This is a genomic window from Streptomyces sp. NBC_00989, from assembly GCF_045162655.1.
Classification (GTDB): Bacteria; Actinomycetota; Actinomycetes; order Streptomycetales; family Streptomycetaceae; genus Streptomyces.
Genome location: NZ_CP108728.1, coordinates 10,390,969 through 10,410,787 on the forward strand (window position 1 = coordinate 10,390,969; position 19,819 = coordinate 10,410,787).

The window sequence follows — 19,819 nt, forward strand, 5'->3', positions numbered from 1 at the left end:
GTCAGACAGCCAGACAGGTGGAGTCGGGCCGCGGCGCGTCAGCGCCATGGAAGCGGTGCTTGTCCACCTCCGCGGCGCCATCGAGCGCGGCGACTACGCCATCGGCGACAAGCTCCCCTCCGAGGCGGAGCTGTGCCGCACCCTGGAGATCAGCAGGCCGGTACTGCGGGAGGCCCTTCGCGCCCTGCAGACCATGGGGCTGACCGTCTCCAAGACCGGCAAGGGCACCTTCGTGGTGGCCAACGCCGTGGAGGACCCCACCTTCGGCGACTACGCGGCCAGCGACCTGCTGGAAGTGCGCCGCCACGTCGAGATCCCGGTCGCCGGATACGCGGCACTGCGCCGCACCCCGGAGAACCTGGACCACCTGGCCCACCTCCTGGACCGCATGGAACGGGAGACCGACACCACCGCGTGGGTCGCGATGGACACCCTCTTCCACCTCGCCGTGGCGGAGGCCGCCCAGAACCCGGTGTTCCGCCGGGTCATCGAGGAGATCCGCGACGCGCTGGCCCGCCAGTCCGCGTTCCTCAACGAACTCGGCGGCCGGCGTGAGCAGTCCAACCGCGAGCACCGGGCGATCGTCGAGGCGCTGATCGACGGCAGCGAGCCGGACGCCGTCGAGGCCATGTCCCACCACCTCGACCGGGTCGAGACGACCCTCACCGACATCGTGCGCCCCGCGCGCACGAACACCCCCACGGAAGGCGGACCCGAGGCGTGAGCGAGCAGTCCCTGCACGACGGCGTGCAGAAACGATCCGGCCATGTCGATGCCGGAGACGCCGGCTACAGCAAGTCCCTGAAGTCCCGGCACGTCAACATGATCGCCATCGGCGGCGCGATCGGCACCGGCCTCTTCCTCGGCGCCGGCGGCCGCCTCGCCGACGCCGGCCCCTCGCTGTTCATCGCGTACGCGGTCTGCGGACTCTTCGCCTTCCTCGTCGTCCGCGCCCTGGGCGAACTCGTCCTGTACCGGCCCTCGTCCGGCGCCTTCGTGTCGTACGCCCGGGAGTTCCTCGGCGAGAAGGGCGCGTACATAGCGGGCTGGATGTACTTCCTCAACTGGGCCACCACCGGCATCGCGGACATCACCGCCGTCGCCGTCTACACCCACTACTGGAGCATGTTCTCCGACATCCCCCAGTGGGTGATCGCCCTGATCGCCCTGGCCGTGGTCCTCACGGTCAACCTGATCTCGGTGAAGATGTTCGGCGAGCTGGAGTTCTGGTTCGCGATCATCAAGGTCAGCGCGCTCGTCGTCTTCATGCTCATCGGCATCTTCCTGCTGGTCACCCAACGCCAGGTCGACGGCACGACCCCCGGCCCGTCCCTGATCACCGACAACGGCGGCATCTTCCCCAACGGTCTGCTGCCCATGCTGCTGATCATCCAGGGCGTCGTCTTCGCCTACGCCTCCGTCGAGCTGGTCGGCGTCGCCGCCGGCGAGACCGAGAACCCCGAGAAGATCATGCCGAAGGCCATCAACTCGATCATGTGGCGCGTCGGCCTCTTCTACGTCGGCTCGGTCGTCCTGCTGTCGATGCTGCTGCCGTGGAACAAGTACAGCGCGGGCCAGAGTCCCTTCGTGACCGTGCTGTCGAACATCGGCATCCCGGCGGCCGGCGGCGTCATGAACCTCGTCGTCCTCACCGCGGCCATGTCCTCGCTCAACTCCGGCCTGTACTCCACCGGCCGCATCCTCCGCTCCATGGCGATGTCCGGCTCGGCCCCCAAGTTCACCTCGGTCATGAGCCGCAGCCAGGTCCCCTACGGCGGCATCCTGCTCACCAGCGGCATCTGCGTCCTCGGCGTCGGCCTCAACTTCGTGGTCCCGGCGGACGCGTTCGAGATCGTCCTCAACTTCGCGGCGATCGGCATCCTCTCCACCTGGGGCATGATCATGCTCTGTCACTTCCTCTTCTGGCAGAAGACCCAGAAGGGCGAACTGACCCGCCCCAGCTACCGGTTGCCGGGCTCTCCCTGGACCGAACTCGTGACGCTGGTCTTCCTCGCCTCCGTCCTGGTCCTCATGTACGCCGACGGCGGCGCCGGACGCACCACCGTGCTCTGTCTCCCGCTGATCGCCGCCGCGCTCGTCGCCGGATGGTTCGCCGTCCGCCGCCGCGTGGCCAGCACGTCCTCCACCGCACCCGACGCGTGAGACCCACGTCGTCCTGACCCCGACAGGCAGAGATGTACAGCAGTTCCCTCGCGGACCCACCCCTCATCCGTGAACCCCTCCACGCACCCGTCGCCCACCTCATACGCGGCGGAATGATCGAGGGCATCCACTACGGCTCGGTCGTCGTCCTCGATGCCGACGGCCAGGTCCAGCTCCAGATCGGCGACATCGAGGCGGCGTTCTATCCGCGCTCGGCGATCAAGCCCGTACAGGCCGTCGCCATGGTGCGGGCCGGGTTGCCGCTCGACGGCGAGCTGCTCTCGCTCGCCGCGGCCAGTCACTCCGGCGAGGAACGCCACCTCGCCGGGGCCCGGCGGATCCTCGAACTCGCCGGGCTGACGGAGTCCGATCTGCGCAACGTTCCCGACCTTCCGTTCGACCCGGTCGTGCGGGATGTCTGGGTACGCGAGGGACGGCCGCCGTCGCGGCTCGCCCAGAACTGTTCCGGGAAGCATGCGGCGATGTTGTATGTGTCGAAGCTCAATGGCTGGTCGCTCGATGACTATCTCGACCCTGCCCATCCGTTGCAGCAGGCGATCGCGGAGATCGTCGAGGATCTCACCGGGCAGCAGATTGCCCGGGTGAGCGTCGACGGGTGTGGGGCTCCCTTGTTCTCCATCTCCCTGCATGGGCTTGCCCGTGCTGTTGCTCGGATCACTACGGCTGCGCCTGGGACGCCTGAGGCACGCGTTGCTGATGCGATGCGTGAGTATGCGGAGATGGCGTCCGGGGCGGGGCGGGATGTCGCCGCGTTGATGCGGGCCGTTCCCGGGGTGTTGGCCAAGGACGGGTTCGAAGGTGTTCAGGTTGCCGCGTTGCCTGATGGGCGGGCTGTTGCCGTGAAGATCTCGGACGGGGCCAATCGGGCGCGGGTGCCTGTGGCTGCCGCCGGGCTTGTTCGGGCCGGCGTTGATGCTGGGCTGCTTGGTGAGTTTGCGGGGGAGGCGTTGCTTGGGGGTGGGGAGCCGGTGGGTTGTGTTCGGCCTGTGCGGGCCTTGGACCCGGTGTTGCCGTTTTCTGCGTGTGCCTAGATCTGTTGTGGGGATCTGCGGGCCGGATGTGGCTGGTCGCGCAGTTCCCCGCGCCCCTAAAAGCCAAAAGCAGGGGCGCTTGTCCTCGACCTCTTTTGAAAGTGAAGCCGATGACCGTTGCTGTTCGTCGCGAACATGATCTGCTCGGGGATCGGGATGTGCCCGGCGATGCCTACTGGGGTGTTCACACCCTGCGGGCCACGGAGAACTTCCCGATCACCGGGACGCCGATCTCCATCTATCCGCACTTGATCGATGCTCTTGCTTCCGTCAAGGAGGCTGCCGCTCTCGCCAATGAGGAGCTCGGGCTGTTGGCGCCCGAGAAGGCCGCCGCGATTGTCGCCGCCTGCCGGGAGATCCGGGACGGGAAGCTGCACGACCAGTTCGTGGTGGACGTGGTGCAGGGCGGGGCCGGTACCTCGACCAACATGAACGCCAACGAGGTTGTCGCGAACCGGGCGTTGGAGTTGCTGGGACATGGCAAGGGTGAGTACGCGTACCTGCATCCGAACGAGGACGTCAACCTCGGGCAGTCGACCAATGACGTGTATCCGACCGCCGTCAAGATAGCGACCGTCTTCGCCGTGCAGGGGCTGCTCAAGGCGATGGCTGTACTTCAAGACTCCTTTGCCCGTAAGGCTGTTGAGTTCCGTGACGTGCTCAAGATGGGCCGTACACAGTTGCAGGACGCGGTGCCGATGACGCTCGGTCAAGAGTTCTCGGCGTATGCGGTCATGATTGACGAGGATCGTCAACGTCTTGACGAGGCCGTCCAGTTGATCCATGAGATCAACCTGGGGGCCACGGCCATCGGGACCGGACTCAATGCGCCCGCGGGGTATGCGGAGTCGGCTCGGCGGCATCTCTCGGAGATCACCGGGCTGCCGTTGGTGACGGCGGCCAATCTGGTCGAAGCCACGCAGGACTGTGGGGCGTTCGTCCAGATGTCGGGTGTGCTGAAGCGGGTCGCGGTCAAGCTCTCCAAGAGCTGCAACGATCTGCGGCTGCTGTCCTCGGGTCCGCGCGCGGGGCTCGGGGAGATCAACCTGCCGCCGGTGCAGGCCGGTTCGAGCATCATGCCCGGCAAGGTCAACCCGGTGATTCCCGAGGTCGTCAACCAGGTCGCCTTCGAGGCGATCGGCAACGACGTCACCATCACGATGGCCGCCGAGGCCGGACAGCTCCAGCTCAACGCCTTCGAGCCGATCATCCTGCACTCGCTGTCGGAGAGCATCACGCATCTGCGCGCCGCCTGCCTCACGCTCGCCGAGCGCTGCGTGGACGGCATCACCGCCAACACGGAGGCGTTGCGCGCGAGCGTGGAGAACTCCATCGGCCTGGTGACCGCGCTGAACCCGCACATCGGGTACACGGCAGCCACCGACATCGCGAAAGAGGCCCTCGCCACCGGCCGGGGCGTGGCCGAACTCGTCCTGGAAAAGGGCCTGTTGCCCGCCGAGACGCTCGCCGCCCTGCTGCGGCCCGAGGTCCTGGCCGGCACCGGCCCCGTAGCTGTCTGATCCGCCCACGCGCACCAGGACCGGCCCGGAGGCACAATGGTGATCATGTCCCCATCGATGGCTTTCCAGCCGGTCCTGGAGCGCATCGCCGGTGAGATCGAGCGGATGCCAGGTCGTGGCCAGGCCGCCGACTACATCCCGGCGCTCGCGGCCTGCGATCCGCGCCGCTTCGGCATGGCCGTCGCGGAGCTGGACGGCACGGTGTACGGGGTGGGGGACTGGCGGCAGCCGTTCTCCACGCAGTCCATCACCAAGGTCTTCACCCTCGCCCTCGACCTGGCCCGCGAGGGCGACGAACTCTGGGAGCACGTGGGCCGCGAGCCCTCCGGCAACCCCTTCAACTCCCTTGTCCAGCTGGAGTACGAGAGCGGCATCCCGCGCAACCCGTTCATCAACGCGGGCGCGCTCGTCGTCACCGACCGGCTCCAGACCCGTACCGGAGACGCGGCCGGCGAACTGCTCGCCTTCCTGCGCACGGAGAGCGGCAACCCGTCCCTCGGCTTCGACAAGGAGGTCGCCGCCTCCGAGTCCGCGAACGGCGACCGCAACGCGGCCCTCGCCCACTTCATGAAGTCCTACGGCAACATCGACAACGAGGTGCCCGTCCTCCTCGACCAGTACTTCCGGCAGTGCTCCGTCATGGCGTCCTGCGCCGACCTCGCCCTCGCGGCAGGTTTTCTGGCCCGGCACGGCAGCCGCGCCGACGGCACCCGGCTGCTCACCCTCACCCAGGCCAAGCAGGTCAACGCGGTGATGCTGACCTGCGGGACGTACGACGCGGCGGGCGAGTTCGCCTACCGGGTGGGCCTGCCCGGCAAGAGCGGCGTGGGCGGCGGCATCATCGCGATCGTCCCGGGCCGGTGCACCCTCGCCGTGTGGAGCCCCGGGCTCGACGAACGCGGGAACTCGGTGGCCGGGGTCGCCGCGTTGGACCGTTTCACGACGCTCACCGGAGTGTCGGTGTTCTGAACGGCACGGTCGATCCACCGGTACCGAGGGCCCAGCACACGGAGGTCACACGCAGTCCGCCGCGCGGAGAGCGGCAGGTCGCTTTCCCGCCATGCGGCGTTGACACGCTGGGCGAGTGTTGGCCTTGGCTTTTCCCGTCGATCTCCGCCGCTGCCAGGTACTCGGCCTGGCCGGTACCGCCGTCCTCGCGCTGGGCGGTGAGACGGCCGGAGCCCTCCCGGCCGCCGATCTCTTCTCCCCGGCCTCCGCACAGGCGGCGCTCGGGCTGGTCGGGGTCTACTTCGGTGTCGTCCTGCTGATAGCGGCTTGGCTGCTGCTGGGCAAGCTGGTCCGCAGCGCCGAACCGCCCACCCCGCGCTCCCTGTTCCTGGTCCTCGCCGTATGGGCGTCCCCGTTGCTGCTCGCGCCGCCGCTGTTCAGCCGGGACGTGTACAGCTATCTCGCGCAGGGCGCGATGGTCGACGCCCACATGGACGTGTACGCGCACGGGCCCGCCGCGCTCGGCGGGCCCCTCGCCGACGAGGTCGCCCCGCTGTGGCAGCACACGGGCGCGCCCTACGGCCCGGTGTTCCTCGCCGTCGCCTCCGGTCTGTCCGGGCTGACCCGGGGCGAACTCCCCGCCGGGCTCTTCGGGATGCGGCTCGTCGCACTCCTCGGGGTCGGCCTGATGGCCGCCGCGCTGCCCAGGCTCGCCCGGCACAGCGGCGCCGACCCGGCCGCCGCGCTCTGGCTCGGCGCCCTCAACCCGCTCGTGCTGCTGCACCTCGTCGCGGGCGCCCACAACGACGCGATCATGCTCGGGCTGCTCGGAATCGGCCTGGTGGCAGCCCTCGGGCGATGGCCGATCCTGGGCGCCGTACTGGTCACACTCGCCGCCCTCGTCAAGGCTCCCGCCGCGCTCGGGCTCGCCGCCGTCGTGCTCCTCCAGATCCGCGCGGGCCACCGTCCGGCGAAGGCTGTCACGACGACCGTCGTCGCGTCCGCTGCCACCACGGTCGCGGCGACCGCGTTCGCGGGCACGGGCTACGGCTGGATAGGCGCCCTCGACACACCCGTCTCGGCGCACAACTGGGCCCTCACCAGCCTCCTCGGCCGCGCCACCGGCGCCCTGCTGAAACACCTCGGCAGCGATCTCGCGCCCTTCGCCGTCCCGGCCTGGCACGCCCTCGGACTCGCGGTCACCGGCGCGGCCATCCTCGCGATATGGCTGCGCCTGCGGCCCAGCCCGGTCTACGCCCTAGGCCTCAGCCTCGCGGTCGTCGCCGCCTTCGGCCCGGCGATCCGCCCCTGGTACGCCTTGTGGGGCCTGTTCCTCATCGCCGCCGCCGCGCCCAGCACGTCCGTACGGCACCGGGTGGCCGCCGTGACCGGCGTCCTCGCCCTCGCCGTCCTGCCCAGCGGCGGCCCCGCCGACATCGGACAACTCGTGCTGGCCGTCTCCGGCGGTGTCCTCGCGATCGTCGTCCTCTGGCAGGCCCGCCAGGCGGCACAGGCCCCGGCCCTGGGACGTACGGCATGAGAACACCCCACACCGACCGCGGCCGACTCCTCCTGGTACTGGCCCTCGCCGCTGCCGTCGTCGTCTTCACCGCGACCGTCCCGCTGCTGCGCGACTGGTTCGACCTGCGCGTCTACTACGGGACCGTCCACACCTGGCTCCACCACGGCGGCCGCATCTACGACTACCGGGTGCCCGGGACGACGTACGGCTTCACCTACCCGCCGTTCGCCGCCGTCGGCATGGCCCCGATGGCGTACCTCGGCCTCGGCACCGCCATCGTCGCCGCACTCGTCCTCAACCTCGCGGCGCTCGCCGTAGTGCTGCGCATCCTGGCCGGGCCCGGGTGGCGGCGCTACGGCTGGTTCGGGTGGGCGCTGGTGGCGTGTGGGCTGGCGCTGTTCGAGCCGTTGCGGGACACCTTCAGCTTCGGGCAGGTGAACCTCCTGCTGCTGGCCCTCGTCCTCGGCGACGGCTGGCTGCTCTCCACCGGCCGGGGCCGCTGGGCGGGCGCCGGCATCGGCCTCGCGGCGGCGATCAAGCTCACGCCGGCGCTGTTCATTGCCCTGTTGCTGCTGGCCCGACGCTGGAGAGCCGCCGCGGTCGCGACGGCCGTGGCGCTCGCGGCGACCGGGCTCGCGGCCCTGGTGGTCCCGGACGCCTCGAAGTTCTACTGGACCGACGCGTTGTGGGACACGACCCGGGTCGGCCGCCTCGACTACGTCTCCAACCAGTCCCTGCAAGGCGTCCTGGCCCGGCTCGGCGAAACGGGCCGCCCGCTGTGGGCGACGGTTGTTCTGCTCGTGCTGGCCGTGTGGGTGGTTCGGTCGCGCCGTGCGATCGTCGCGGGGGACTGGACGGCGGCGTTCGCCCTGACCGGGCTGACCGCGTGTCTGGTCAGCCCGATCACCTGGGTGCACCATCTCGTGTGGCTGCTGCCGTCGTTCGCCGTGCTGATCCGCGCGGGGCACCCGCGGATCGCGGGCGCCCTCTACGCCGTGATGTGCACGAGTGTCGTGTGGCTGTGGTTCCACGACGCCTCGGGCATCGACGGCTTCCTCGGCAGCAACACGTACACCTGGATCACGCTCGGCCTGCTGCTGTGGCTGCCGACGGGTCAGGCCGGGGGAAGCGGTCGGCCCCTGAACCGCAAGGCCGCCACCACCGCACCCGCGCCCAGCACGGCAGCGGCTACGATCGCCGCCGTCTCGGCCCAGCCCGGACCCTCGTCCGGTACGACCGCCGCGGCCACCGGCGCCGCCGCGGGACCCGGCCTCGGCCTGGCCCGCAACGCGTCCAGCGACCCCACGGGATCGACCCGCCCGGCCGCCGCGAAACCCCAGTCGAGCAGCTCCCGCGCCTCCTCGTACACGGTGAAACCACCGCCCGCCTGAGGGTTCATCACCGTGACGACGAGCGACCGCCCGCCCCGACGCGCCGCCGCGACAAGGGTGTTGCCGGCGTGCGTGGTGTAGCCGTTCTTCACACCGACGATCCCCGGATACCGCTCCACACCGTCGTTGCCGGTCAGCAGCCGGTTGGTGTTCTGGATGCCGTACGACGATCCCCTGCCCGGGAACTCGGCCTCGGCGGTGGAGCAGTACCGAGCGAAGTCCGCGTTGCGAAGTCCGGCCCGGCCGAACACCGCGAGGTCGAAGGCGGAGGACACCTGGCCTTCGGTGTCGTAGCCGTCGGGCGAGATGACATGGGTGTCGAGGGCGCCCAGGGCCCGTGCCTTGGCCTGCATCCGCTCGGCCGTGGTCTGCCAGCCGCCGTTGAGCGAGGCCAGGACGTGCACGGCGTCGTTCCCGGAGTTGAGGAACACCCCGCGCCACAGGTCGGCCACGTGGTACGTGTGGCCCTCCTCGACCCCGACCAGGCTGCTGCCCTCGCCGATGCCGGCCAGGTCCTGCTCGGTGACGCGGTGCCGGGTCCCTCCGGGGAGTACGGGGAGGACGGTCAGGGCGAACAGTGTCTTCAGGGTGCTGGCGGGTGGGAGTCTGCGGTGGGCGTCGTGGGCGGCCAGGACCTCGCCGGTGCGGGTGTCCGCGACGAGCCAGGACAGGGCGGAGATGTCCGGGATGGTGGGGGCGCCAGGGTGTGGTCTGACCTGGGTGTCGGGGCGGTCCAGGAGTGCGGGGGGCGGTGTTGCCGTGCTGGGATCCGACCCGGTGTTGGCTGTCGCCGTGACGGGGGTGAGCGCGAGGACGCCTGTCAGGCAGAGGGCGCAGGTCGACATGGCGATCCGGGGTGAGAATCCGATTGTCATACCGCCAACGTAGGAACGGAGTCGTCGTCGAGGGCGATGGCGGGGCCGGGCGGGGTGAGTGTGCACCCGGATGCGCTAGCGCTCCGCTGGGTTCGTGGTCGTTCGTCTGCGGGTCGGTGGGGGCTGGTCGCGCAGTTCCCCGCGCCCCTTAGGGCGTGGCCGCCCCCGTCAGTTCGACGGCAGTGTGGGCTGGATCTGGCGTAGGAACGTCGCGTTGTCCGGGGTCTCGCGCATCCGCTCCAACAGGGTCTCCAGACTGCCCTGGGCGTCCCTGTTCTGGAGGACGCGGCGCAGGCCGCGTACCGCTGTCAACTCGGCCTGGGTGAGGAGGAGTTCCTCTCGGCGGGTGCCGGACGGGGGGATCTCGATGGCCGGGAAGACCCGGCGGGAGGCCAGTTCGCGACTGAGGCGGAGCTCCATGTTGCCGGTGCTCTTGAGTTCCTCGAAGTAGACGTTGTCGGCGAGGGAGCCGGTCTCCACCAGTGCGGTGGCGAGGATGGTGAGCGAGCCGCCCTCCTCGGCGAGGCGCGCCGCTCCGAAGAACTTCTTCGGGCCGATCAGCGCGGTCGAGTCGACACCGCCGCTGAGGGTACGGCCACCGGACGCGGCCGCGTTGTTGTGCGCCCGGCACAGCCGGGTCAGCGAGTCGAGCAGGATCACTACGTCCTCGCCCGCCTCGACGAGCCGCTTGGCCCGCTCGATCACGAGCTCGGCCAGCGCGATGTGCTGCTTGGGGGCCTTGTCGAAGGTGGAGGCGTACACCTCGCCGCGCACGGAGCGCCGCATGTCGGTGACCTCCTCGGGCCGCTCGTCGAGCAGTACGACCATGAGGCGGGCCTCGGGGTGGTTGCCGGCGACGGCGGCCGCGATCTGCTGGAGCAGTACGGTCTTGCCGGTCTTGGGCGGGGCCACGATCAGGCCGCGCTGGCCCTTGCCGACGGGGGCGATCAGGTCGGTGACGCGTCCGGTCAGGCCGGCCGCCGGGTGTTCGAGGTGCAGCCGCTCACGAGGGTGCAGCGGGGTCAGGTCACGGAAGTGGCGTCGGCCGCGCAGTTCGCCGGGCGTGTGCCCGTTGACGAACGCGACCTCGGTCAGGGCGCGCTGCCCGCCGCGGACGCCTTCCACGAGGTCGCCCTTGCGCAGGCCGTGACGGCGGATCAGCGCGGGGGAGACCTGGAGGTCGGTGGGCGTGGGCTGGCAGTCCAGCGCCCGCAGGTGCCCCTTCCCGTTGCCGTCGATGTCGAGGACACCGGTGGCGGTCTGGGTGCGGGGCTGTTCCTGTACTGGGGGTTCGAGTGTGGTGGTCATGATGGGTGGTCCTTTCAAGGACGGATGCATGTGGTGTGTTCATGCGGAAGGAAGGGGGGAGAAGCCGCGGACGGAGGGCGAACTGGCGCTCCTCGGGGCGGCGGGGAACATCACCCCGGGTACGACGGAAAGTCGCCGGTCACGAAGTGGTGTGAAGAAGCCGGTGTGCCGGTCGGAAATCGACGGGCTCCTCGGCGGAAGAGAAGTGGATCTGGCACCGGCGCCCAGAACGGGGCGTACACAAGTGCTGACCGCACCGTAGCACACCCGGTGCGACTCCGGCAGTGAGCTACGGCTCAGCGGCTCGCCAGCAGGCCGTAGAGGAGGGGGATCCGGGGCTCGGGCAGGCGCCACCAGCCGGTCGGGGTGCGGACCATCTGCGGCCAGCGCGGCCACGGCAGTTCGTCGCTCTCGCGAAGGCGCCGGACGTTCAGTCCCGCTGTCGTCAACGCGTTGATGACTTCGTCTATTCCGTGCATCCACTCGTAGCTGTCGGTCGCGCCCGCCACGGCCGGGCCGTCGGTGTACGTGAACGTCGCGTCCCGGTGCACCGGGCCACCGCCGCCCAGGTAGTCATGGCGGAGGAGCAGTTCGGGTCCGTCGCCCGGAGCCGGCTTCGGGCCGAGTGCGTTGAGCAGGGGGTGGAACTCGACGATGTACAACAGCCCGCCGGGGCGCAGGAGTCGGGCGATCACGTCCGCCCAGCGCGGCAGGTCGGGCAGGTAGCACAGGGCGCCCTTGCCGGTGTACACGACGTCGAACTGCCGTTGCCCCAGGGCCTTCACGGCGTCGTACACGTTCGCCTGTACGTAGTCGACGTCGAGGCCCGCCTTCGCGGCGATGCCGTTCGCGGCCGTCACGGACGCCGCGGAGAAGTCGAGGCCCGTGGCACGCGCCCCGCGGCGTGCGAACGCGAGGGTCTCCGTGCCGAGATGGCACTGGAGATGCAGCACGTCATGGCCGGCCAGGTCGCCGAGGTCGTCCCACTCGAACGCGGCGAACCAGCGGTCCGGGTCCGGGTCGCCGTCGAGGCCGTAGAACCGGCTGGCGAGGTGGACGGGGGTGCGGGCGTCCCAGTTCGCCTGGTTGGCGCGCATCAGCCGGGCCTGGTCGTCGGTGCTCATGGGAACATCCTGCCGTGAACCCGTGAGCGGTTTCCGGGTTCCCGCCTCATACCAGCCATACGAACCCCCGATGGCCCTTCGTCGACCCATTTCTTGTTCTCGTCAATGGCCGTACCTACGCTGCCACCACCGCACCACGGCGGCACGGGACAAGGGACTTGGCAATCATGGGTCGACTGGCCGGGAAAATCGCTTTCATCAGTGGAACGGGGGCTGGAATAGGGCGGGCCGCGGCGCTGGTATTCGCTGCGGAGGGTGCTGAAGTCTTCGGTTGTGACATCGACGCGGACAGCGCGGCCGAGACCGTGGAAATCGTCGAAAAGGCCGGCGGAATCATGCGGTCCCTCGCACCCGTGGATCTGTCCACCGAAGGCGGCGCCCGGGAGTGGATCGAGGCCGGGATCGCGGCCTTCGGCGGGATCGACATCCTCTACAACAACGCCTCCGCGCTGCGGAACGGCCCGTTCGGGACGATGCCCGCCAAGGACTGGTACTTCACCATCAAGAACGAGCTGGACATCCCCTACTTCTGTACCCAGGCCGCCTGGCCGCACCTGATCGCGCGGGGTGGCGGGGCCGTGCTCAACGTGGCGTCCGTGGCCGCCGTACGCGGTGCCCAGTTCATGCCGATGGTGCCCCACGGGGCCGCCAAGGGCGGGGTGTTGGCGATGAGCCTGCACCTGTGCGCGGCCGGCGCCCCGCACCGCATTCGGGTCAACACCATCGCGCCCGGCATGACCCGCACCTCCGCCACCGCACCCTTCCTCGACGATCCGGACGGCCCCAAAGCCCAGTTGGAGGCCCGCATCCCGGTCGGGCGGGTGGGGCAGCCCGAGGACATCGCACGGGCCGCCGCCTTCCTCTGCTCCGACGAGGCGGCCTTCGTCAACGGCGCCAACCTCATGGTCGACGGCGGCGACAGCGCGATGGCGGGCTGAGCCGCCGTGACCACCCGACTCGACCACGTGGGCGTCAACGTACGCGATCTGGCCGCCCAAACCGCTTGGTACCAGGGCGCGTTCGGCCTCAAGACCGTCTTCGAGTTCCACCTCGAAGGGCCCGGTCTGCGAGGTGTCGTCCTGGAGCATCCGCGGGGCTGGCGCATCGAGTTGCTCGCCAGACCCGGCTCCGCCCCCGGCCTTCGCGCGCCGGACCCGCTGACCGCCGCCCTCACCGAGGGATACGGGCACTTCGCGGTCACCACCCCCGAACTCGACCCCGTCCACGGCGCGTTGGTGGCCCATGGCGCGGGCGAGGTCATGGCACCCGGGCCGTCCCCCGAGCCCGGAGTGCGCATGGCCTGGGTCAGTGACCCCGAGGGAAATCTCATCGAACTCATAGAGAAAAACGCAGAGTGAGGGCACGCACGATGACGGATTCGACCTCCTTGAAAAGACTGGACCCCGGAACGCTCATAGCGTGCTGTCTCGCGGTCGCGGCGGCACAGTTGTGCATTACCGTTCCCTCGCCCATCAACGGAGAAATTCAGGCCGCATTCGGTGCGTCGGGTTCCCAGGTCGCCTGGGTCACCTCCGCCTTCATTCTCCCCACCGCGATTCTGGAACTGAATTTCGGTGTGGTGGGCGATCTCTTCGGACGCAAGCGGCTGTTGGTGCTCGGCGGGCTCGTCCTGGCGCTCGGTGAACTCCTCAACTCCACCTCGCAGAACATCACCATGATGTGGACCGGGCAGGCCCTGGCCGGCATCGGTGCCGCCGCGCTCTTCCCCAGCTCCCTCGCGGTCATCGCGGCGGCCACACCCGACGGCAAGGACCGGGCCAAGGCGGTCTCCACCTGGGCGTTGTCGATCTCGCTGGCCTCCGCGCTCGGCCCGCTGTCCTCCGGGATCCTCGCCACGGTGGCCGACTTCCGCTGGGCGTTCGTCCCGCCGGTCGTCCTCGGTCTCGTCGTCGCGGTCACCTCCTGGAAGCTCGTCACCGACTCGAAGGCGCCCGAGGGCCGCGCGCTGGACTGGCCGGGACAGATCACCATCGCCGTCGGCCTCACCGCCCTGCTCTGGGGCATCATCGAGGGCGGTGACCGCGGCTGGGGCAGCGCGGCGATCGTCGGCTCGCTGGCCCTGGCGGCGGTGGCGCTCGTCGGGTTCGTCGTCGCGGAGACCCGTGCGGCCTCGCCGATGTTCAACCTCGACCTGCTGAAGATCCCCTCGTTCGCGGCGGCGGCCGTCGTCGCGCTGGCCGGCATGTTCGGCTTCATCGGCACCGCCTACTGCGTCTCGATCCGCCTCGGCGCGGTGATGCACCTGAGCGCGTTGCGGGCCGGAATGCCGTTCGTGATCCTCCAGTTGATCCCGCTGCTGCTGGCGCCGGTGCTCAGCCGGATGCTCACGAAGATCGACGCCCGCTGGCTGCTGATGGGCGGCCTGCTGCCCATGGCCGCCGGACAGTTCTGGATCGCGGCGCTGCCCATCACCACGACCTCCCTCGCGGCCTTCATCGGCCCGGTGCTGCTGCTCGGCATCGGCTTCATCTGCGTGGTGTCCTCGCTGACCTCCGCCGCCGTGAACGCCGTACCGATCAACATGACCGGCATGGCCAGCGGTGCGACCAGTCTGGTCCGCGAGTTCGGGCAGGGCCTCGGCCCGGCCGTGATCTCCACCATCGCGATGAGCCTCGCGTCGTCCGCCCTCGTCGGCAAGCTCAGCGGGGCCGACGCGGGCATGGAGAAGGCGGCCGGTCCGCTCGCCGTCGTCAACGCGGGCAGCGCCCAGGCCAAGGCCGCCGCGCAGACCGCGCTCGGCCACGGCATGGCCATCGGCGTGGTGATCTGTGGCTGCGCCTCGCTGCTGGGCGCGGTGGTCACCCTGCTGCTGGTCCGCAAGAACACCGAGCGCGCGCCTGTTGGAGCGGGGGAGCCGTCGGTGCAGGCCGCCACCGCGTAACAGGTAGGCGGAGAGGGGGAGGCCGGGGCCGGTGCCCCGGCCTCTCCGTGCTTTTGGGGATCCGTGTTTTTTCTTGGCGGGGTGTCGATCCGGCTCGGTCGCGTTCGTCGGTGGGGTGTAGGAAGCTCATCGAGGACCGGGAGGACCCATGAAATACATGCTGCTCGTGTGTGGCGACGACACCGCAGACGGCTCCGGGATGGCACCCGTAGAACCCTGGGTGGAGGAGCTCGGCGACCGGAACGTACGGCTGCACGGGCACCGGCTCGCGCAGCCCGCCGAGGCCGTCACCGTGCGGATGCGCGGCGGGGAGGTGCTGCGCACCGACGGGCCGTTCGCGGAGACCAAGGAGTACGTCGCCGGATACGACATCCTGGAGTGCGACACCCTGGAGGAGGCCGTCGAGGCCGCCGCCAAGCATCCCGTGGCCACCATCGGCGCCATGGAGGTGCGCCCCTTCTGGCCGATGGACGGCGAGGAGGAGGGCGAGGCGGAGATCCGCGCGCTCGACGCCGAACTGACCGAGGCGGCCCGCGAGCGGGACGTGGACCGCGTCGTCGACTGTTACGCGCCGGACGTGGAGGCCTTCCACTTCACCACCGGCCTGGAAGCGCACGGCATCGACGCCTTCCGCAAGGCCATGGAGGGCGTGTTCGCGAGCGTGACCGGTCCGGTGATCCGCGAGGTCCTGGAGTTCCGCGTCCGCGTCGACGAGAGCATCGCCTTCGGCAACGCCCTCGTCCGGCTGCGCGGCACCCTTGCCGACGGCGAGCCGCTGGACGACGTACTGCGCGTGACCACCGGCTACCGCAACGCCGGCCTGCGCTGGCAGATCGTCCACGAACACGTCTCGGCCGCGGCCGGGAAGTCCGAGGAGCGGTCATGAAGTACGTCCTGCTGATCTGCACGCCCGTCGGCGGCGAGGAACTCGGCCCCGCCGAGATCGCCGACGACCCCCGCTTCACCTCGTACATCGACGAGGTCCGCAGCCGCGATCTCATGCGCGGCGGAGCACGGCTGCGGCCGCCCACGGACGCCACCACCGTGCGCGTCCAGGGTGACGAAGTCCTGCTCAGCGACGGGCCGTTCGTCGAGTCCAAGGAGTATGTCGCCGGTATCGACATCATCGAGGTCGCCGACCTCGACGAGGCGATCTCGCTGGCCTCCCGGCACCCCGCCGCGCTGGCCGGCGGCTCGGTCGAGGTGCGGCCGGTCTGGGAGTGAACGTGCCGGACGTCGAGGAGGCGGTCGCCGCCGCCTTCCGCGAGGAGTGGGGCCAGGTCGTCGCCACCCTGATCCGGGTGACGGGCGACTGGGACCTCGCGGAGGAGTGCGCGCAGGACGCCTTCGCCCAGGCACTCGACCGGTGGCGGCGCGACGGCATCCCGCGCCGCCCCGGCGCCTGGCTGACCACCACCGCCCGCAACCGCGCCCTCGACGTCCTGCGCCGGGAGGCGGCCGGAGCGGCGAAACTGCGGGAGGTCGCGGTGTTGGGGCGGGACGAGGGGCCGTACGACCCGGAGTACGACGGTGACGACAGCGGTGTCGAGGACGACCGGTTGCGGCTGGTCTTCACCTGCTGTCATCCCGCGCTGCCCATCGAGGCCCGGGTCGCGCTGACCCTGCGCACACTCGCCGGGCTGACCACCCCCGAGATCGCGCGCGCCTTCCTCGTCCCCGAGGCGACCATGGCGCAACGGCTCGTGCGCGCCAAGAAGAAGATCCGCAACGCGGGCATCCCCTACCGGGTGCCGCCCGCGCATCTGCTGCCCGAGCGCACGACGGGCGTACTGGGGGTGGTGTACCTGCTGTTCAACGAGGGGTACGCGGCCACGTCCGGCGCCGAGTTGGTCCGGACGGACCTCTGCGCGGAGGCGATCCGCCTGGCCCGCGTGCTGGCCCGTCTGATGCCGGACGAGCCCGAAGTCCTCGGCCTGCTCGCCCTGTTGCTGCTGCACGACGCGCGCCGCCACACGCGCGTGGACGCGGCGGGCGAGCTGGTGACCCTGGAGGACCAGGACCGTACGGCATGGGACCGCGCCGAAGTCGGCGAGGGCGCCGCCCTCTTGGAGACGGCGCTGCGCCGGGGCCGTCCCGGGCCGTACCAGATCCAGGCCGCGATCGCCGCCTGTCACACCACCGCGCCCACGGCCGAGGAGACCGACTGGGCCGATATCGCGGGCCTGTACGGCGAGTTGGAGCGCTTCGTGCCCTCCGCGGTGGTGCGCCTGAACCGGGCGGTCGCCGTGGGCATGGCCCAACACCCGGACGCGGGGCTGGAGTTGGTGGCCGAGTTGGAGAAGTCGGGTGAACTGGCCGACTATCACCTGCTGCCCGCGACCCGTGCCGATCTGCTGCGCCGCAGCGGCCGTACGACGGAGGCGGCTGTCGCGTACGAACGGGCGCTGGAGTTGGTGGAGAACGACGCGGAGAGACGGTTTCTGGAGCGGCGGCTCGCGGAGTGCCGATCCGCGTAGGAGCCGTTCGCCGGTGGGGTGGAAACGGCCCATGACACCGGAGGTTCCGATGACCGTCCTCAGTGGACGTCGAGCAGGCCGGCGAGGAGTTGGAGTCGCTCGGCGTCGGGGCTGCCCTCGGCGGCGGTGCAGACCAGGAGCGCGGGGCCGGGGTTGCCCGGAATCGGATAGGCGTCCCAGTCCAGGGTGAGTTCGCCGACCCGGGGGTGGTCGAGGCGCATCTGGCCGCGGGTCGGTTCCGTCACGTCGTGGAGGGCCCACAGGGCCGCGAACTCGTCGCTGCGGACGGCGAGTTCACCCACCAGTTCGACGGCGCGCGGGTTGCCGGGATCGGCGGCGACCTGGGTACGCAGCATCCCGATCAGCTCGGCGACGGTGGCCGCCCGGTTCGGGCAGGTCCGGTCGGCCTGCGGGTGCAGGAACAGTGCCAGCATGTTCCGCTCCTTCTGGGGCTGCCGGGTGAAGTCGCCCAACAGGGCGCCGCCGAGCGGGTTCCAGGCCAGCACGTCCAGGAAACGGCCCACGACCAGAGCGGGCGCGGTCATGCCGTGCAGCAGCCGTAGCGTGGTGTCCGGTACCTCCTCCGGCTCGTACGAACGCGGCAGGCGGGCCGGGGTGCGTGCGGCGGCGGCGAGGCCGTGCAGGTGGCGGGTCTCCTCGGCCGAGAAGCCGAGGGCGCGGGCCAGGGCGTCGAGGACCTGTTCGGAGGGGCGTACGTCGCGGCCCTGCTCCATGCGCTGGTAGTAGTCCGAACTCACCCCCGCCAGCAGGGCCAGCTCCTCGCGCCGCAGCCCGGCGACGCGCCGCCGCGGGCCGGGTTCCAGACCGACGTCCTCCGGCCGCAGCCGGGTTCGGCGGGTGCGCAGGAAGTCCGCGAGTTCGCGTCGGGGATCGTCGCTCATGGCGTGCGAGGAGTCGGTCACGGCGTAAGTATGCCGTCGGCACGGCCCGCGAGGGTGGGTCTGCCAGACCCAGGAAAAGGAGAACGACCGTGATGTCGCGTGCAGGGTCCAGCATCGGACCAACGACACAGCGGGCCACGGAAGGACAGCGCCATGAAGGCCGTTCAGATCACGAGTTTCGGTACGGCGGACGTACTGCGGGTCAACGAGGTCGACCGTCCCGCTCCCGACGCGGGTGAAGTCCTCGTGTCGGTCGAGGCGTCCAGCGTGAACGGACACGATGTGATCGTCAGGGCAGGGGAGTTGAAGATGGTGTCGGGGCGCCGGTTCCCGATCGGCGTGGGGCTGGACTTCGCCGGCGTCGTCGCCGCGACCGGCGCCGGTGTCGACGGCTACCGGGTCGGGGACCGGGTGTGGGGCATGGTGCATCCCCGGCAGCGGCACTCCGTCGCGGGGGCGGCCGAGTACGTCGTGGTCCCCGCGGGCCGTATCTCGCACGCTCCGGCGGACCTCTCCTCGGTCGAGGCGGCCTCCCTGGTCGTGGCGGGTTCCACCGCGCTGATCGCGCTGCGCGACAGCGTGCGCCTGGTGAGCGGCGAGAAGGTCCTGGTCCGGGGCGCGGCCGGCGGAGTCGGCACGGCCGCCGTGCAGTTGGCGCACGCGATGGGCGGCCACGTCACCGCGCTGGCCCGCGACCGGCACGCCAAGATCCTCACCGACCTCGGCGCCGACGAGGTCCTCGACTACGGCTCCACCACCTCGGACGAGATCGGGCCGTTCGATGTCATCGTCGACACCGTCGGCACGGAACTGCACTGCTACCGCGGCCGGTTGGCCAAGGGCGGCCGGATGGTCACCGTCGGACTGTCCCCGTCCGCCATCGCCGCGATCGCCGCGTCGAGCGTGCACGGTTCCCGCCGCATCCGCACCTTCAGCGCCAACCCCGAAACCCCCGTGCTGCGCGAAGTGGCCGGCCATGTCGCCTCGGGCGCGCTGCGCCCGGTGATCGACAGCGTGTACCCGCTCGCCGACATCGCCGCGGCGCACCGAGCGTTCGAGCGCGGCGGCGTCGTCGGCAAGCACGTGGTGACGGTGCCGCGCGGCACCGTCTGACGGAGTCCGGTCAGCGGGGACCCGTGCGCAGGTCGATGCCGCGGTCCTGGGCGTCGGCGGTCACGATCCGCGTCGCCATCCGCGACAGCCGCTTCCGGTCGGTTCCGGCAAGCGGCTCGACGCACCTCTCGATCCGCTCGGCGAACCGGGCGGCGACCTGCTCCGCGAGCTGTCGGCCGGCGTCGGTGATCGACACCTGGAACGAGCGGCGGTCGACCGTGCTGGGGGTGCGGGTGACCAGACCCCGGCGCTGCGCCCGATCGACCAGTCCCGTGATCGAGGACTTGTCGAGCCCGAGGTGACGGCCGAGCTCGTTCATCGTCGGCTCCCGGTCCCGCAGGATCCCGAGCAGCCGTGTCTGGGTGAGCGACAGGTCGTACTCCCCGGCGATCTCGGCCAGCGTGTTCTGCACGAGGAACGACAACTGGGCGAGGGCGTCGACCAGGCCGAGGTCCTCGGTCGCAGGGGACGGGGTGTCGTGCGGTGAGGTCATGTCCCGGATTCTACTTGCAAAGGTACGTG

18 protein-coding genes and 1 pseudogene are annotated in these 19,819 nt (G+C 70.4%); 14 read left to right on the forward strand and 5 right to left on the reverse strand.

All coding sequences use genetic code 11. The features are described 5' to 3' along the window. Positions 1-46 precede the first annotated feature (46 nt). The 7 genes from OG714_RS46780 to OG714_RS46810 all read left to right on the forward strand — a co-directional run bounded on the left by OG714_RS46780 (position 47) and on the right by OG714_RS46810 (position 8,596). A complete protein-coding gene (locus tag OG714_RS46780) occupies positions 47-724 on the forward strand; it encodes a FadR/GntR family transcriptional regulator (protein WP_363101647.1) in 678 nt (225 codons plus the stop codon). Further along, a complete protein-coding gene (locus OG714_RS46785) occupies positions 721-2,163 on the forward strand; it encodes an amino acid permease (protein WP_406130420.1) in 1,443 nt (480 codons plus the stop codon). The genes OG714_RS46780 and OG714_RS46785 overlap by 4 nt, the downstream gene beginning before the upstream one ends. A 32-nt stretch (positions 2,164-2,195) precedes the next feature. Further along, a complete protein-coding gene (locus tag OG714_RS46790; RefSeq protein WP_406130421.1) occupies positions 2,196-3,215 on the forward strand; it encodes an asparaginase in 1,020 nt (339 codons plus the stop codon). A gap of 110 nt (positions 3,216-3,325) precedes the next feature. Then, positions 3,326-4,735 carry an aspartate ammonia-lyase gene (gene aspA / locus OG714_RS46795; protein ID WP_406132177.1) on the forward strand — a complete coding sequence of 470 codons (1,410 nt, stop codon included), beginning with the start codon at positions 3,326-3,328 and terminating at the stop codon, positions 4,733-4,735. A 36-nt stretch (positions 4,736-4,771) separates the two neighbouring features. Further along, positions 4,772-5,704 (forward strand): glutaminase, encoded by a 933-nt coding sequence (locus OG714_RS46800; protein WP_406130423.1) that lies wholly within the window; start codon positions 4,772-4,774, stop codon positions 5,702-5,704. Positions 5,705-5,828: 124 nt separating this feature from the next. Further along, entirely contained in the window at positions 5,829-7,223 is a 1,395-nt protein-coding gene (mptB, locus tag OG714_RS46805) for a polyprenol phosphomannose-dependent alpha 1,6 mannosyltransferase MptB (RefSeq protein ID WP_406130425.1), read from the forward strand. Next, positions 7,220-8,596, forward strand: coding sequence for a glycosyltransferase 87 family protein (locus OG714_RS46810; protein ID WP_406130427.1), 1,377 nt, complete (start codon positions 7,220-7,222; stop codon positions 8,594-8,596). Before mptB ends, OG714_RS46810 begins: the two co-directional genes overlap by 4 nt. 59 nt (positions 8,597-8,655) lie before the next feature. Here the strand turns inward: OG714_RS46810 and OG714_RS46815 are convergent. From OG714_RS46815 to OG714_RS46825, 3 genes and pseudogenes are all read right to left on the reverse strand, one after another. Beyond that, positions 8,656-9,471: pseudogene (locus OG714_RS46815) on the reverse strand (D-alanyl-D-alanine carboxypeptidase family protein); the annotation flags it as partial. Positions 9,472-9,639: 168 nt separating this feature from the next. Next, positions 9,640-10,779: a transcription termination factor Rho gene (gene rho, locus OG714_RS46820; RefSeq protein ID WP_406130429.1), complete on the reverse strand. Its 1,140-nt coding sequence runs from the start codon at positions 10,777-10,779 to the stop codon at positions 9,640-9,642. A gap of 296 nt (positions 10,780-11,075) precedes the next feature. Further along, complete coding sequence (locus OG714_RS46825; protein ID WP_406130430.1) at positions 11,076-11,903, reverse strand: class I SAM-dependent methyltransferase; 828 nt, start codon at positions 11,901-11,903, stop codon at positions 11,076-11,078. Positions 11,904-12,070: 167 nt separating this feature from the next. Here OG714_RS46825 and OG714_RS46830 point away from each other — a divergent pair, with 167 nt between their 5' ends. From OG714_RS46830 to OG714_RS46855, 6 genes are all read left to right on the forward strand, one after another. Further along, the gene (locus tag OG714_RS46830) at positions 12,071-12,841 is read left to right on the forward strand and encodes an SDR family NAD(P)-dependent oxidoreductase (protein WP_406130432.1); all 771 of its coding nucleotides are present in this window, start codon (positions 12,071-12,073) and stop codon (positions 12,839-12,841) included. A 6-nt stretch (positions 12,842-12,847) separates the two neighbouring features. Beyond that, positions 12,848-13,261 carry a VOC family protein gene (locus OG714_RS46835; protein ID WP_406130434.1) on the forward strand — a complete coding sequence of 138 codons (414 nt, stop codon included), beginning with the start codon at positions 12,848-12,850 and terminating at the stop codon, positions 13,259-13,261. 11 nt (positions 13,262-13,272) lie between these two features. Beyond that, entirely contained in the window at positions 13,273-14,805 is a 1,533-nt protein-coding gene (locus OG714_RS46840) for an MFS transporter (protein WP_406130436.1), read from the forward strand. A 148-nt stretch (positions 14,806-14,953) separates the two neighbouring features. Continuing rightward, complete coding sequence (locus OG714_RS46845; RefSeq protein ID WP_406130438.1) at positions 14,954-15,691, forward strand: nuclear transport factor 2 family protein; 738 nt, start codon at positions 14,954-14,956, stop codon at positions 15,689-15,691. Beyond that, entirely contained in the window at positions 15,688-16,029 is a 342-nt protein-coding gene (locus OG714_RS46850; protein WP_406130439.1) for a YciI family protein, read from the forward strand. Before OG714_RS46845 ends, OG714_RS46850 begins: the two co-directional genes overlap by 4 nt. Continuing rightward, a complete protein-coding gene (locus OG714_RS46855; RefSeq protein WP_406130440.1) occupies positions 16,026-17,282 on the forward strand; it encodes an RNA polymerase sigma factor in 1,257 nt (418 codons plus the stop codon). Before OG714_RS46850 ends, OG714_RS46855 begins: the two co-directional genes overlap by 4 nt. Positions 17,283-17,341: 59 nt before the next feature. On the opposite strand, the gene OG714_RS46860 is transcribed toward OG714_RS46855, so the two are convergent. Further along, the gene (locus OG714_RS46860; protein ID WP_406132178.1) at positions 17,342-18,184 is read right to left on the reverse strand and encodes a helix-turn-helix transcriptional regulator; all 843 of its coding nucleotides are present in this window, start codon (positions 18,182-18,184) and stop codon (positions 17,342-17,344) included. A 153-nt stretch (positions 18,185-18,337) separates the two neighbouring features. Here OG714_RS46860 and OG714_RS46865 point away from each other — a divergent pair, with 153 nt between their 5' ends. After that, a complete protein-coding gene (locus OG714_RS46865) occupies positions 18,338-19,297 on the forward strand; it encodes an NADP-dependent oxidoreductase (protein WP_406130442.1) in 960 nt (319 codons plus the stop codon). Positions 19,298-19,307: 10 nt separating this feature from the next. Here OG714_RS46865 and OG714_RS46870 read toward each other — a convergent pair whose 3' ends face one another. Beyond that, positions 19,308-19,790 (reverse strand): MarR family winged helix-turn-helix transcriptional regulator, encoded by a 483-nt coding sequence (locus tag OG714_RS46870; protein ID WP_406130443.1) that lies wholly within the window; start codon positions 19,788-19,790, stop codon positions 19,308-19,310. Between the last annotated feature and the right edge of the window lie 29 nt (positions 19,791-19,819).